Genomic DNA, 13,859 nt, shown 5'->3' with positions numbered 1-13,859 from the left:
CTTCGCCATCCATTTTTAGCGTGCTAAAAAAACCTATAAATCATACACATGGCATATTCGTACAGAAAAAGTTAAACTCTATCCACAGGGGACAATTTCTTAGTGTATTTTTTAATCAAAAGGTTACCTTCATGCATTCGCTTTTACCCTTGCTTTCACCGCCGTCCAGCGAAACCCAGTTGCTACAGCAGGCGCAGCGTCTGGCTGGCTTTTCGCTTGGCGAGCTGGCGGCAATGGCTGGCCTGCCGATCCCTCAGGATCTGAAGCGGGATAAAGGCTGGATCGGCATGCTGCTGGAGCTGTGGTTGGGTGCAAGCGCAGGGAGTAAACCGGAGCAGGATTTCGCCGCCCTGGGCGTAGAGTTAAAAACCATTCCCATCGATAGCCTTGGTAAGCCCCTGGAAACGACATTTGTCTGCGTTGCACCGTTAACCGGGAATACCGGTGTGACGTGGGAAACCAGTCACGTTCGCCATAAACTGAAGCGCGTACTTTGGGTCCCCGTAGAAGGAGAACGTCAGATCCCGCTGGCTGAACGCCGGGTTGGCGCACCGCTGCTGTGGAGTCCGGATGAAGATGAAGAGCATCAGCTGCGTCTGGACTGGGAAGAGCTGATGGATATGATTGTCCTCGGTCAGGTTGAGCGCATCACCGCCCGACACGGAGAGGTGTTACAGCTGCGGCCAAAGGCGGCGAACAGTAAAGCGCTCACGGAGGCGATCGGTGCCCAGGGCGAGCCGATACTGACATTGCCACGCGGTTTTTATCTCAAAAAGAACTTTACCGGGGCGCTCCTTGCTCGCCATTTCTTACTCAAAACGTAGTTTTTTACTTATTTTGAGAGCTCTCAAACATAATCACCTGGTTTTTAAGATTTTACCGCTTCCTCCTGTCGAAATATCGGGTTATTACTACACTATGATTTGATACGAGCCAGGTGAGGACGATAACGATGAAAAAATGGGCAGTGTTAATTTCAGCAGTCGGATTAGCGTTTGCAGTATCGGGCTGTAGCAGCGATTACGTGATGGCGACAAAAGATGGCCGGATGATCCTGACAGACGGCAAGCCGGAAGTCGATGATGACACCGGTCTGGTCAGCTACCGCGATCAGTCCGGGAATAAAATGCAGATCAATCGCGACGAAGTCTCGCAAATTATCGAGCGATAAACAGAGAGAGGTCAGTACCTTGCTGGCCTTTTTGATTTTTTTCTTCCCCTTTTGCTTCCCCTCTGCCATGTTTATATTCCTTTGTCGGGAGGTTCCTGACGCGGTCTACATGTCTATTGAAGGAAGCCGGCTATGCATTATCACCGTATCCCCCACAGCTCTCTGGAGATAAGCCAACTGGGGTTGGGCACGATGACATTTGGTGAACAAAACAGCGAAGCCGATGCCCATGCACAACTCGATTATGCCGTCAGCCAGGGCATTAACCTGATTGATGTCGCAGAGATGTACCCTGTTCCTCCACGCCCGGAAACGCAGGGGCTTACCGAAACCTACGTCGGCAACTGGCTGGCAAAACGCGGCAACCGCGAGAAACTGGTTGTCGCCTCGAAAGTCAGCGGCCCTGCGCGTAACAGCGATGCCGGGATCCGCCCAAACCAGATCCTCGATCGCAAGAATATCCGTGCCGCGCTGGATGCCAGCCTGAAGCGCCTGCAAACCGATTATCTTGATCTCTACCAGGTACACTGGCCGCAGCGTCCAACCAACTGCTTTGGTAAGCTCGGCTACAGCTGGAACGAAAGCGCTCCCGCCGTTACGCTGCTTGAAACGCTGGAAGCGCTGACCGAATGCCAGCGAGCGGGCAAAATCCGCTACATCGGCGTGTCTAACGAAACGGCTTTTGGCGTTATGCGCTACCTGCACCTGGCTGATAAACACGATCTGCCGCGCATTGTCACCATCCAGAACCCCTACAGCCTGCTCAACCGCAGTTACGAAGTGGGTCTGGCCGAAGTGACGCAATATGAAGAGGTTGAGCTGCTCGCCTATTCCTGCCTGGGCTTTGGTACGCTGACGGGTAAATACCTGAACGGTGCGAAGCCAGCCGGCGCGCGTAATACGCTCTTCAGCCGCTTTACCCGCTATAGCGGCGAGCAGACGCAGAAAGCCGTCGCGGCCTACGTTGATATTGCGAAGCGTCACGGGCTCGATCCTGCCCAGATGGCACTGGCCTTCGTACGCCGTCAGCCGTTTGTGGCCAGCACCCTGCTGGGCGCAACGACGATGGAACAGTTGAAAACCAACATTGAGAGTTTCCATCTGGACCTGAGCGAGGACGTGCTGGCGGAGATTGACGCGGTGCATCAGGTTTATACCTATCCGGCACCGTAAAAAAAGCAAAACGGCAACCTCTGTTGCCGTTTTTAATGTTTGCACCCGCTTGTGAAAAGGCGCTGAAGACGACCCGAATCAGCGGCGGCGCTGCCAGACCCACAAGCCGGCAATCGCCAGCGCGAACAGTCCACCGAACCCGACGCCAATCCCCACCACAGGCGCGCCGGCTTTAACCGCCAGCGAATACAGGCCCAGCATCAGCAGCATCGCCAGGTTTTCACCGAGGTTTTGCACCGCAATAGCATTGCCCGCCCCGACCGTCTGCTTGCCACGCTCCTGCAAAAGCGCATTCAGCGGCACCACGAAGAAGCCCCCCAGAATACCAATCAGGATCAGCAGTACGTAGGCTGACAATAACGCGTGTTGCAGCGCGAAAAAAAGCACCGCAACGCCAATCAGGATCCCTGCCGGCATGCAGCGAGCAACGGTGTCGAGCGTCACCAGTTTTGCCGCTGCCCCCGCGCCCACCACAATCCCGATCGCCACCATCGCATTAAGGTAGGTTGGCGTCGCGTTGTCCGTGATCCCCAGCGCCACCGGCACCCACAGCACCAGCAGGAAGCGCAGCGTAACGCCAGCGCCCCAGAACATGCTGGTGCCCATCAAAGAGAATCGTGTTTCACCGTTACGCCACAGTACGCGGCAGGCATTGAAGAAGCTGCCGGTCATCGGCTTAAAGCGCCAGGATTGCCCCGGACGCGCCACCGGCAGTTTCGGAATAAACAGGTTAGCGACTACCGCGCCACCGTACACCACGGCACACACGCCGAGGGCCGCCAGCACGTGCCAGTCAGCGAGGACACCGCCTGCGACGGAGCCAAGCAGGATTGCCGCAATGGTGGAGGACTCCATCAGCCCATTGGCTTTCACCAGCTTATCACCGGTGGTCAACTCCCCGAGGATGCCATACTTCGCCGGGGAGTAGGCTGCGGCGCCAATGCCGACCAGCGTATAGCCAATAAACGGATTGAAACCAAAACAAATGCTGGCGGCTCCCAGCAGTTTCAGACCGTTGGCAAACATCATTACCCGGCCTTTCGGGAAGCTGTCCGCAACCTGTCCGACAAACGGTGCAAAGATAATGTAAGCGCCCACAAACACCATCTGCAGAACCGGCTGACTCCAGTCGGGGTAAAACTCAGCCTTGAGCAGTGCCAGCGTGGCAAACAGCAGCGCGTTATCGCCAAAGGCGGAAAGGAACTGGGCGGCAATCACCGCCATCATGCCTTTTGAGCGCAGAGAGGTGTTAGTGTGTACTGACTCACGCATTATGTTGTTCCGCCTGTTCAACCATGCCCTTGAGGGTCACGAAGTCGGGCTTACCGCTGCCGAGCACCGGAAGCTGTTTCAGGTAGCGAATATCACGAGGTACCGCCAGCTCCGGAATGCCGTGCTCGCGGGCATAGCTGAGTAACTGGTCGCGCTTAAGCTCGCTGTCGGTGGTGAACAGCACCAGCGCCTCGCCTTTACTTGCATCACTCTTCACAACTGTGGCATGCATCTTCTCGGCGGAGACGCCCGATGCCAGCTGTTCAACCATCTCAAGCGAGACCATTTCACCCGCAATCTTGGCAAAGCGCTTTGCACGCCCCTGGATCTGCACAAAGCCTTGCTCATCGAAACGTACAATATCGCCGGTGTCGTACCAGCCCGTTTCAATCTCGCCATTAACGTTTTCTGCAGTCGGTGCTTCCAGCACGCCGGGGTTTTCCACGCGCAGATAGCCGTTCATCACGTTTGGCCCTTTCAGCTGCAGACGGCCGCCGTCTTCAATGCCAGGCACCGCCAGCAGACGAGCATCCAGCCCAGGCAGAATTCGGCCTACTGTCCCCGGTTTCGCCGCCATTGGCACGTTGATAGAGACCACCGGCGCACACTCTGTCACGCCATACCCCTCGAGGATACGCAGACCAAATTTGTCCTGCCAGATCTGTCGCGTGCTCTCCTGCAGTTTTTCCGCGCCCGCAACCACGTAGCGCACGCGGAAGAAGTCATACGGATTGGCGAAACGCGCGTAGTTCCCGAGGAAGGTTGAGGTTCCAAACAACACGGTACAGTTACGGTCATACACCAGCTCCGGCACAATGCGGTAATGCAACGGGCTTGGATAAAGGAAGACTTCGGCACCGGTCAGCAGCGGCGTGAAAAGCCCCACCGTCAGACCAAAAGAGTGGAACAGCGGCAGCGCTGACATAAACCGGTCTTTCGCGGTAAAGTCGGCAATGCTTTTGATCTGCTCAACGTTCGCCAGAATACTCTTGTGACTGTGGACGACACCTTTCGGGTTGCCTTCAGAGCCAGAGGTGAAGAGGATAATCGCGTCGTCTTCCGGCTGCTGTTTCACCTGGGCCAGACGTGGCATCAGCAGATGAGCAAAAATCCACAGTTTGTCGCCTGTCGTCACATCCGCTTTAAGATCTTCCAGGAAGACCCAGCGTACCTGGGTAAGCTGTTCAGGAAGATGCCACAGTTTGCCTTTGTCGAGGAACTGGCGGGAGGTAAAGACGGTTTTGATTTGCGCTGCCGTGATGGCGCTGGTCAGCCCTTTCACGCCCGCCGTGTAGTTCATCATCGCCGGAATACGGCCACGGGAAACGGCACCAAAAATCACCGCCGCACTGATGCCTGCGTTGGGCAGCATCAGGCCAATCTTTTCACCCTGCTGACTGTACTTCTCAAGAATACGGCCCACGAACAATGTTTTGGTCAGCAGCTTGCGATAGGTATCCGGGGTAAAGTTGATGTCTTCGATGCAGTTTTTCTTCGCGCCGTAGCGGTGCTGTGCCGACAGCAGGGATTCATACAGCGTCTCGCGCGGGCGGACCGCCATACGCGCTTCCATCATAATCTGGTGCAGCATCTCCCCGGCAATTTTACGGCGATCGCGCGCACGGGGCGCGTCAGGCATCGGTAACGACGTTGGCGGCAGGATATGCAACGTAATTTTTGGGAACACGCGCTGCTTTACCAGCCCTTTCAGACGGCTGAAATAGGAGCGCTCCGCCCCTTCAATACGCAGTGGCACCACGGTTGCTTTTGACTTCGCCGCGACAAACCCGGCGCCGTCGTAGATTTTCATCAGTGAACCGGTCACCGAGATGCGCCCTTCCGGGAAAATAACCACCGGACGCCCCTGCTCCACCAGACGCACCAGATGTTTAATCATCATCGGTTTGGTCGGGTCGAGCGGCACAAAATCAATCAGCGGCGTGAGCCAGCGCATGTACCACTGCTGGCTGATGGAGGTATAAACCGCAAACACCGGACGCACGGGCAGAAATAGTGCCAGCAGAATGCCGTCGATAAAGGAAACATGGTTAGGTGTGATAAGAACGCGTTCGCCGCGAAGCGCCTGAGCATCGCCAGTGACGCGAATGCGAAAGAGAATACGGAAGAGTGTACGGAAGAACCCAAAAAGCATCTCAACTCCCTTTGCCAGCCAGTGTGAAGGGTTGATAGTAAATGGAGGCAGATTACACGAGAAGTGATACGGGAGCGACTGCAAAGTTGAGGCGAAAAAAAACCTGCGCATCCGCGCAGGTTGGTGCAAGAGAAGAGTACGAAACCGTACTAAGAATTCTCACCAATCAATACCTCTGGGATCTCGACTCTATCAATCTCCCCCTCATCCTCGCCATCGGACAATCGCAACAGCCTGAGGCAAAGTGTAACTAAAGGTTCAGATTGACATTATTCAGACATGACTGGCCGTGTAACGATTACACGGCCAGGGTTGTGCTGCGTCACGTTTGTGGAGGGCGAAACCCCGCGCCCCTTGAATGCACGGCGCTTTTCCGCAACACTATTTCGTGTGTAAACGCTTACCCCCACTAAGAAGGTATGTAATGGCGACAATAAAGGATGTGGCCCGTCTGGCTGGTGTTTCCGTGGCGACCGTCTCGCGCGTGATTAACGACTCCCCTAAAGCCAGTGACGCATCACGCCAGGCGGTGCAAAACGCCATGGAATCATTGAATTATCATCCGAATGCCAACGCCCGCGCCCTTGCCCAACAGTCTACTGAAACCATCGGACTGGTGGTGGGCGATGTGTCTGACCCGTTTTTTGGCGCCATGGTAAAAGCGGTTGAACAGGTTTCTTATCAGACCGGCAATTTTCTGCTGATCGGCAATGGCTATCACAACGAACAAAAAGAACGCCAGGCTATCGAACAGCTGATGCGCCACCGCTGCGCTGCGCTGGTTGTTCACGCCAAAATGATCCCCGATGCTGAACTCATTCATCTGATGAAGCAGATCCCCGGCATGGTGATCATCAACCGAATTATTCCCGGTTTTGAGAAACGCTGCGTGGCACTCGACGACCGCTACGGCGCCTGGCTTGCTACCCGCCATTTGATTCAGCAGGGCCATACCCGCATTGGTTATCTCTGCTCCAATCACCCGATTTCCGATGCCGAAGATCGCCTGCAAGGCTACTACGATGCCCTGCGCGAAAACGGTTTGCCGTGTAATGACCGGCTGGTGGCCTACGGCGAGCCAGATGAGAGTGGCGGCGAACAGGCAATGACAGAGCTGCTGGGGCGTGGACGGAATTTCACGGCGGTTGCCAGCTATAACGACTCGATGGCCGCCGGGGCAATGGGGGTGTTAAATGACAACGGAATCGAGGTGCCGGGAGAAATTTCACTCATTGGCTTCGATGATGTGCTGGTGTCCCGCTACGTGCGTCCCCGCCTGACCACCGTACGTTACCCGATTATCACAATGGCAACGCAGGCTGCGGAGCTGGCACTGGCGCTGGCCGAACAACGCCAGCCACCGGATATCACCCACCTGTTCAGCCCCACCTTAGTCCGCCGTCACTCTGTAGGTTCGCCAGCAGAAGCGGGAGAGGAATAGCGATACAGATGTACCGTTTTGTTCGGGTATTCGAGCGCATCGCCAATGTACTGCCAGCCGTAACGTTCGTAGAAGTCGCGGCAGGCAGACCACAGATGCAGTTCGTGATACCCGGCCTGCGCGGCATAGGCGATAACATGCTGCTGCAGTTTTCCCGCCAGTCCGTTACCACGCGCCGCTTCATCAACGTACAGCGCAGCCAGCCACGGACAAAGATCCTGTCGGGTGATTAAATCGCAGCGCCAGATCCCGACCGTACCCAGAAGCTGTTCGCCCTCCAGAGCAATAAAGGTCAACGGTAACGCGCCCGGCGTCTGGCTATGTTCAACGATGCTCTGGAAAAACGCCCGCGTAAGCCCGTCACCGAACGCCTGCCAGATCCAGTCAGTTACCTGTTCCGCATACTGAGGCGCGGCATAGAGAGGCAGAATAGTCACACCAGCTTCCCCTGAAACACGGGCACAGATTCAAAAAGATAACCGTCAAAATCCGGCGCATCTTCATCGGAGAGTTCAAGTAAGCTCTTTTTCACATTTTCCAGATGCTGGAACATCGCCTGCCAGGCGCCCATCACGTCACGACGGCGAAGCGCCGCGAGGATGGTTTGTCTGTCGCCCAGCCATTTCAGGCGGTATGCACGGCTGGCGATATGCCCATTGAATTGCTGCCACAGCGGGCTGCTGTCCATGTGGTGCCAGATACTCTCTACCGTTGCCAGCAGCATCTGGTTTTGCGTTGCCCCCGCCAGCACCAGGTGAAACATTTTATTGTTGTCCTGGCTGTTATCGTTGGCGGCAATGGCGCGCTGCTCCTGCTCAATAATACGGCGCAGATTGTCGATGTCTGCGCGTGTCGCCATTTTGGCAGCAAACGCAGCGATGTTGCTTTCGAGGAGCTGGCGCGCCTGCAGGATCTCAAAGGGGCCGACGTCGCTGTTCAGAAAACGTTCTTCTTCGTTTTCGTGTTCTTCAGGAATACGCATCACATAAACGCCAGAACCCTGGCGGATATCCACCGTGCCCTGCAGCTCCAGCATCAGCAATGCCTCACGCACGATGGTACGACTTACGCCGTACTTCTCAGCAATATTTCGCTCGGGCGGCAGACGGGAACCTACGGGATAGTGCCCCTGGATAATTTGCGCCCGTAAATCCTCGCCAATTTCCTGGTACTGTTTTTTTTCCGGCAGGATGACAGCCTTATCCACGTTTTCACCTGTTTTTTCAGTTAATGCGCAGGCCGGGCGTCCTCCCGGCCAGTTTGTGCGCTATTTTACCAGAACCAGCATGGTTTTCGCTTACTTCCATTCATCATCGACCGGGAGCGTGAGCACGCGCGCATCGCGCAGCTGCCGGAACCAGCTCGCCGACCTTTTCGCCCGCCTGGCGCGATTGTTATCGAGATCGATCTCAATCAGCCCGTAGCGATTTTTGAAGGCGTTCATCGGCGATACGTTGTCCGTGAAGGCCCACAGCATATAGCCATGACAGTTTGCCCCCTCCTCCCGCGCCAGCAGCGTGTAATAGAGGTGCTCGCGAATGAACGCAATGCGGTACTCGTCGTCAATGACCCCGTCACTGTTGCGAAACTGCGCTTCGTTCTCCACGCCCATCCCGCTCTCCGCCACGAACCAGTCGATGTTGCGGTAGTCATTTTTTATCCGCATCGCCATATCGTAGATAACGCGGGGGTAGATTTCCCAGCCGCGGGATTTATTCATTCGCCGTCCTGGCAGTTCGAACGGTTCGTAGTAGTACGCCGGGTGGAACGGTGTCTCCGGGTGCCAGGCACGAGACGGCACTTTCACTCGATGCGGGTAATAGAGGTTTATCCCCAGCTCATCGACGGTGTTCTGCGCAATCAGTTCCAGCTCTTCTGCGGTGTAGTCCCACGCCACCTGATGCTGTTCCAGCAGCGTAAACAGTTCTGGCGGGTAGCGCCCGTGCACCAGCGGATCGAGAAATACGCGGTTATAGAACAGATCGTACTTCTCTGCGGCGTTAACATCGTGCGGCGCGCACGAGCGAGGATAGGTGACTTCGGGGTTGAGAATACAGCCAACCGAGCCAGGGTAGCCTTTGGCGCGAAACAGCTGTACAACCTTTGCCGTCGCCAGAACCTTATGGTGGTTCCACTGCATCCATTTACCGGTATTCTGCTCGTAGGGCCAGCGCAGCGCATCGAGATAAACGCGGGTCTGTACCACGATCGGTTCATTGAAGGTAAACCAGCGGGTGACTTTACCGTGGTAGCGTTCAAAGACTTTTTCCGCATAGCGGACAAACAGGTCGACAACCTGCTTTGAAGCCCAGCCGCCGTAAGTGTCAAGCAGCACGCCCGGCAGCTCGTAATGCTCAAGGCAGATCATCGGCTCAATACCCTGACGGTGCATCTCATCGAACAACGCGTCGTAATAGGCGGCGTACTCCTCGTCCACCGTCACTTTTTCATAGTCGGTTAAAAAACGTGACCAGTTAATCGAGGTTCGGTAGTGCGTCAGCCCTGCCTGCTTCATCAGCGCCACATCCTCGCGAAAGCGGTTGATAAAGTCGGTCGCCACCGCCGGGCCATAGCCGTTGTGCCAGACGTGGCGATCGTTTTTGTACCAGAGATCGATCCACGAATCCTGCCCCGCCTTTTTGCCGCTCCAGCCTTCGGTTTGCCAGGCTGACGCGGCCGCGCCCAGAATGAAATCCTGCGGAATGGTTATCTGTTTTGTCGTCATCACATCCTCATGCATTGTCGGTCGCCTGTTGCAGCGCGGCCTGTTCGGCACGTCGTGAAGCAATCTTCACAAACGGCAGGTAGATAATGACGGCAGTCACAATGCAGATAAGCTGAGTGATGACCGCCCCCATCGATCCGGCGGTGGAGAGCCAGGCGTTGATCAGCGGCGGCGTGGTCCACGGCACCATCACCACGGCTTTACCGGCAAAGCCGGTCACGGTGGCAAAGTAACCGATAGAGCCGGTCACCAGCGGCGTGATAATGAAAGGAATGGCGAGGATCGGGTTAAGCATGATTGGCATGCCGAAAATCACCGGCTCGTTGATGTTAAAGAGCCCCGGACCAATGGAAAGCTTGGCGATCTCTTTCATCTCTTTGCGTTTGGTGGCAATCATGACCGCGATCAGCAGGCCGATGGTCAGCCCCGACCCGCCGATGCTCATGTACACATCCCAGAACGGCATGGTGATGATATTCGGCACCTCTTTGCCCTGCTCAAAGGCGCTCATATTAACGGTGATGGCGCCTAACAGCAGCGGCTCGCGGATCGGCTTGATCATCTGGTTGCCGTGAATACCAATCACCCAGAAAAGCTGTGCGACAAACATCAGCAGCAGAATGCCCGGCAGGCTTTGCACCACGCGCTCCAGCGGCTGTTGCACCACCTGATAGACCGCGTCATAGAGATACATGCCGGTGAGTTGATGGAAGACGAAACCCAATGTGGCAATTGCGGTAGTGGTGATGATCGCCGGGATCAGCGCGGAGAACGATGTCGCCACGTTTGGCGGTACGGTGTCCGGCATCCTGATCTTCAGCCCCTTGCGGTTTTCCAGCCAGCAGTAAATTTCAACCGACAGAATCGCGATAAACATGCCGAGGAACAGGCTACGGGTATCAGAGAACTGACGCAGCAGCACGTCTTTCACCACGTGCATTTCACCATCCACCAGCATCTCGACGGTTGTCGGCGTCACGCAGATAAAGCAGATCACCGCCAGCAGGCCAGGGAATAAGGATTTGATCCCGTTGATGCGGCCCAGTTCGATACCGATTAAGAACACCGCGCCAATGTTAAGGAAATTCAGGGTGGCGTAATTGAGCGCGCTGGTGATGGGTTTTAGCGTGGCGAGAAAAGAGAGGGACTGGAAGCTCGCCAGGCCATTTTTCGGATCCAGTACCATATTGGAGATCAAGACAGAGAATGCCCCAACGATGATGACCGGCATTAAGGTAATAAAGGCAGACTTGATCGCCATGATATAGCGATAACTGTTGAATTTTGTGGCAAAACTGCCCAGAGCGTCGATCAGTTTTTCCTGTAATGCCATAGGGTAATACCTCAGTAAAAGGGCTTTTATTGGATAAGGTGTACAGCCGGATACTATTGGCATACCAAAAATAGCTACATGTCGGGTTTTGTTCTGTGATTAAGCTCTCAACGACGTAACAGGTATTCCAAAATGCGGTTTATATCGATTTTGGCATACCACTTAAAACCCTGTATTTCGAACTGACCGATCGTTACCTAAAAGCGTGATCGTGCTGGAAGTTTTGCCCTTCCCGCATCGCTTATGCACCGGATGGTCTGTGTTAAACTGCAGATCGTTACGTGGAATCAGGAATGTCTAATGGCAACAATGCTGGATGTCTCATTGCGCGCGGGCGTGTCGAAAGCCACGGTATCGCGCGTGCTGAACGGCACAGGTCAGGTTAAAGAGAGTACGCGTCAGCAGGTGTTTAATGCGATGGAAGAGCTGGGCTACCGCCCGAATTTTCTCGCGCGTTCGCTGGCGAACCAGACCAGCAACAGCATTGGTCTGGTGGTCTCTACCTTTGATGGTTTTTACTTTGGTCGTCTTCTTCAGCAGGCCTCCCGACAGACGGAAACCCACGGCAAGCAGCTGATCGTCACGGATGGTCACGACGCCCCGGAGCAGGAAGAGCAGGCGGTACAAATGCTGGCCGATCGCAAATGCGATGCCATCGTGCTTTACACCCGCTACATGAGCGAAAAAGCGATCATGAAGCTGATCCATTCGGTGCAAACCCCGCTGGTGGTCATCAACCGTGAAGTCAGCCAGGCGCCCGATCGCTGCGTGTTCTTCGAACAGCAGGATGCCGCCTTTAAGGCCGTGGATTACCTGATCAACCAGGGCCACCGGGAGATCGCCTGTATCACCGTCCCGATCCACACGCCAACCGGGAAAGCGAGGCTGATGGGCTACCGTAAGGCGCTGGAAAAGCACGGCATTCGTCTGGACGAACGGCGGATAAAGTATGGCGATGCGGGAATGACGCGAGGATATGAGCTCTGCAAAGAGCTGATTGCCGACGGTATAGCGTTTAGCGCTCTGTTTGCCTGTAACGATGATATGGCGCTGGGTGCGTCCAAGGCGCTACACCAGGCGGGGCTGCGGATCCCACAGGATATTTCCCTGTTTGGCTTTGACGATGCCCCATGCGCGAAATGGCTGGAGCCAGCGCTCTCGTCGGTTTACCTGCCTATCGACAATATGATCGTTACGGCTATCGATCAGGCGATCCGGCTGGCAAAAAACCAACCGGTCGACGCGATCCCGCCGTTCACCGGTACGCTGGTATTACGCGACTCGGTCACGACGGGGCCGTACTTCACTCAGACGAGTTCCAGCGCCAGCAGCTCCTGAATGGTCTGGCGGCGGCGGATCAGCCGCGCCTTGCCGTTATCAAACAACACTTCTGGCAGCAGCGGGCGGCTGTTGTAGTTTGAGGACATTGACGCCCCGTAGGCACCGGTATCGTGCAGCACCAGATAGTCGCCTGGTTTAACTTCCGGCAGCGCGCGGGTTTCCACTTTCCCCCCTTCCTGCTGGGTAAAGACATCACCAGACTCACACAGCGGGCCCGCAACAACCGTCTCGATACGCGGCGCGTGAGTTAAATCGCGGCCATCGGCAGCCAGAGCCGAAATGTGGTGATAGCTGCCGTACATTGACGGGCGCATCAGATCGTTAAAGCCGGCGTCAATCAGCACAAAGTGCCGCGAGCCCATCTCTTTCACGCTGCGAACCTGCGCCACCAGCACCCCGGATTCAGCCACCAGGAAACGACCCGGCTCAATTTCCAGCTTCACGGCATGACCAAGATGTGCGGCGACCTGGTCACGCGCGGCGCTCCACAGGCCGTAATAGTGATCGGTGTCGATCGCCTCTTCCCCTTCACGGTAGGGAATGGAAAGACCGCCCCCGGCAGAGATCGCCTCCAGATCCTGACCAAACTCGATCACCTGGCGCACCATTGCGCCACAAACCTGCTCAAGGTGCGCGTAATCCACGCCGGAGCCGATGTGCATATGAATGCCCACCAGCTTCAGATTGTAACGCTGCAGTACGTCCAGGGCAGCGGGCATATCGGCATACCAGATACCGTGCTTGCTGTTTTCGCCGCCGGTATTGGTTTTTTGGCTATGACCGTGACCAAAGCCCGGGTTCACGCGCAGCCAGACGCGGTGGCCCGGAGAAACTTGCCCAAGCTGTTCCAGCATATCCACGGACCCGGCGTTTACCGGCACCTGTAGCTCATGGACGCGAGCAAGCGTGGCGTCGTCGATCACATCGGCGGTAAACACAATCGCGTCAGGATCGGTTTTCGGATCAAACCCGGCCGCCAGCGCGCGCTCAATCTCCCCCAGGGAGACGGAGTCGACCTTCACACCCTGCTCACGCATCAGACGCAGAATGTGGATATTGGAGCACGCCTTCTGGGCAAAACGCACCACGTCAAACTGATGCAGGGCAGCAATCTTCTCGCGAACAATCTGCGCGTCGTAGACCCACACCGGACAGCCAAACTCGGCAGGCAGGCGTAGCAGGTTTTCGGCATTCAAATCGGTATCAGTCTGGTTAAGCGGGCGTGGCATGGTCTTTCTCCGGGGTGACATT

Annotated in this window: 12 protein-coding genes; 5 read left to right on the top strand and 7 right to left on the bottom strand. The window is 55.8% G+C overall.

The genetic code is table 11. The features are described 5' to 3' along the window. Positions 1 to 131 precede the first annotated feature (131 nt). The 3 genes from mutH (at position 132) to AM410_RS11775 (ending at position 2,344) form a co-directional block, all read left to right on the top strand. Complete coding sequence (gene mutH / locus AM410_RS11785) at positions 132 to 824, top strand: DNA mismatch repair endonuclease MutH (RefSeq protein ID WP_047956048.1); 693 nt, start codon at positions 132 to 134, stop codon at positions 822 to 824. A gap of 128 nt (positions 825 to 952) precedes the next feature. Next, the gene (locus AM410_RS11780) at positions 953 to 1,171 is read left to right on the top strand and encodes a YgdI/YgdR family lipoprotein (protein ID WP_020883776.1); all 219 of its coding nucleotides are present in this window, start codon (positions 953 to 955) and stop codon (positions 1,169 to 1,171) included. 132 nt (positions 1,172 to 1,303) lie between these two features. Further along, on the top strand, positions 1,304 to 2,344 hold the full coding sequence (locus AM410_RS11775) for an NADP(H)-dependent aldo-keto reductase (RefSeq protein WP_047956049.1): 1,041 nt from the start codon (positions 1,304 to 1,306) through the stop codon (positions 2,342 to 2,344). A 78-nt stretch (positions 2,345 to 2,422) separates the two neighbouring features. Here AM410_RS11775 and lplT read toward each other — a convergent pair whose 3' ends face one another. Together lplT and aas are read right to left on the bottom strand one after the other, a co-directional pair. Further along, positions 2,423 to 3,616 carry a lysophospholipid transporter LplT gene (gene lplT, locus AM410_RS11770; RefSeq protein ID WP_083599662.1) on the bottom strand — a complete coding sequence of 398 codons (1,194 nt, stop codon included), beginning with the start codon at positions 3,614 to 3,616 and terminating at the stop codon, positions 2,423 to 2,425. Beyond that, positions 3,609 to 5,768 (bottom strand): bifunctional acyl-ACP--phospholipid O-acyltransferase/long-chain-fatty-acid--ACP ligase, encoded by a 2,160-nt coding sequence (gene aas / locus AM410_RS11765; protein ID WP_044866655.1) that lies wholly within the window; start codon positions 5,766 to 5,768, stop codon positions 3,609 to 3,611. Before aas ends, lplT begins: the two co-directional genes overlap by 8 nt. 424 nt (positions 5,769 to 6,192) lie before the next feature. On the opposite strand from aas, the gene galR reads away from it, so the two are divergent. Next, positions 6,193 to 7,209, top strand: coding sequence for an HTH-type transcriptional regulator GalR (galR, locus tag AM410_RS11755; RefSeq protein ID WP_020883772.1), 1,017 nt, complete (start codon positions 6,193 to 6,195; stop codon positions 7,207 to 7,209). Here the strand turns inward: galR and AM410_RS11750 are convergent. The 4 genes from AM410_RS11750 to AM410_RS11735 all read right to left on the bottom strand — a co-directional run bounded on the left by AM410_RS11750 (position 7,170) and on the right by AM410_RS11735 (position 11,267). Next, positions 7,170 to 7,646, bottom strand: coding sequence for a GNAT family N-acetyltransferase (locus AM410_RS11750; protein WP_014171458.1), 477 nt, complete (start codon positions 7,644 to 7,646; stop codon positions 7,170 to 7,172). The genes galR and AM410_RS11750 overlap by 40 nt on opposite strands. After that, positions 7,643 to 8,416 carry a GntR family transcriptional regulator gene (locus tag AM410_RS11745; protein ID WP_014171459.1) on the bottom strand — a complete coding sequence of 258 codons (774 nt, stop codon included), beginning with the start codon at positions 8,414 to 8,416 and terminating at the stop codon, positions 7,643 to 7,645. Before AM410_RS11745 ends, AM410_RS11750 begins: the two co-directional genes overlap by 4 nt. Before the next feature lie 90 nt (positions 8,417 to 8,506). Beyond that, positions 8,507 to 9,934, bottom strand: coding sequence for a glycoside hydrolase family 1 protein (locus AM410_RS11740; RefSeq protein ID WP_108648582.1), 1,428 nt, complete (start codon positions 9,932 to 9,934; stop codon positions 8,507 to 8,509). 7 nt (positions 9,935 to 9,941) lie between these two features. Beyond that, positions 9,942 to 11,267: a PTS sugar transporter subunit IIC gene (locus AM410_RS11735; protein ID WP_073396466.1), complete on the bottom strand. Its 1,326-nt coding sequence runs from the start codon at positions 11,265 to 11,267 to the stop codon at positions 9,942 to 9,944. A gap of 300 nt (positions 11,268 to 11,567) precedes the next feature. Between AM410_RS11735 and AM410_RS11730 the strand changes: the two genes are divergently transcribed. Further along, positions 11,568 to 12,605, top strand: coding sequence for a LacI family DNA-binding transcriptional regulator (locus AM410_RS11730; protein WP_032678896.1), 1,038 nt, complete (start codon positions 11,568 to 11,570; stop codon positions 12,603 to 12,605). On the opposite strand, the gene lysA is transcribed toward AM410_RS11730, so the two are convergent. Further along, complete coding sequence (gene lysA, locus AM410_RS11725) at positions 12,575 to 13,837, bottom strand: diaminopimelate decarboxylase (RefSeq protein ID WP_020883768.1); 1,263 nt, start codon at positions 13,835 to 13,837, stop codon at positions 12,575 to 12,577. The two genes, AM410_RS11730 and lysA, sit on opposite strands and share 31 nt — an antisense overlap. Between the last annotated feature and the right edge of the window lie 22 nt (positions 13,838 to 13,859).

The organism is Enterobacter cloacae complex sp. FDA-CDC-AR_0164 (genome assembly GCF_003071645.1).
In the GTDB taxonomy this organism is placed as follows: Bacteria; Pseudomonadota; Gammaproteobacteria; order Enterobacterales; family Enterobacteriaceae; genus Enterobacter; species Enterobacter ludwigii.
Note: the sequence above shows the minus strand (reverse complement) of the source record. Positions and strands in the feature narration are given on the sequence as shown.

Bases quoted from the DNA above. Each gene is read 5' to 3' on its own strand.
- galR (WP_020883772.1), top strand. From the start codon at position 6,193: ATGGCGACAATAAAGGATGTGGCCCGTCTGGCTGGTGTTTCCGTGGCG.
- lysA (WP_020883768.1), bottom strand. From the start codon at position 13,837: ATGCCACGCCCGCTTAACCAGACTGATACCGATTTGAATGCCGAAAAC.
- AM410_RS11780 (WP_020883776.1), top strand. From the start codon at position 953: ATGAAAAAATGGGCAGTGTTAATTTCAGCAGTCGGATTAGCGTTTGCA.
- AM410_RS11775 (WP_047956049.1), top strand. From the start codon at position 1,304: ATGCATTATCACCGTATCCCCCACAGCTCTCTGGAGATAAGCCAACTG.
- mutH (WP_047956048.1), top strand. From the start codon at position 132: ATGCATTCGCTTTTACCCTTGCTTTCACCGCCGTCCAGCGAAACCCAG.
- AM410_RS11740 (WP_108648582.1), bottom strand. From the start codon at position 9,934: ATGACGACAAAACAGATAACCATTCCGCAGGATTTCATTCTGGGCGCG.
- aas (WP_044866655.1), bottom strand. From the start codon at position 5,768: ATGCTTTTTGGGTTCTTCCGTACACTCTTCCGTATTCTCTTTCGCATT.
- lplT (WP_083599662.1), bottom strand. From the start codon at position 3,616: ATGCGTGAGTCAGTACACACTAACACCTCTCTGCGCTCAAAAGGCATG.
- AM410_RS11730 (WP_032678896.1), top strand. From the start codon at position 11,568: ATGGCAACAATGCTGGATGTCTCATTGCGCGCGGGCGTGTCGAAAGCC.
- AM410_RS11735 (WP_073396466.1), bottom strand. From the start codon at position 11,267: ATGGCATTACAGGAAAAACTGATCGACGCTCTGGGCAGTTTTGCCACA.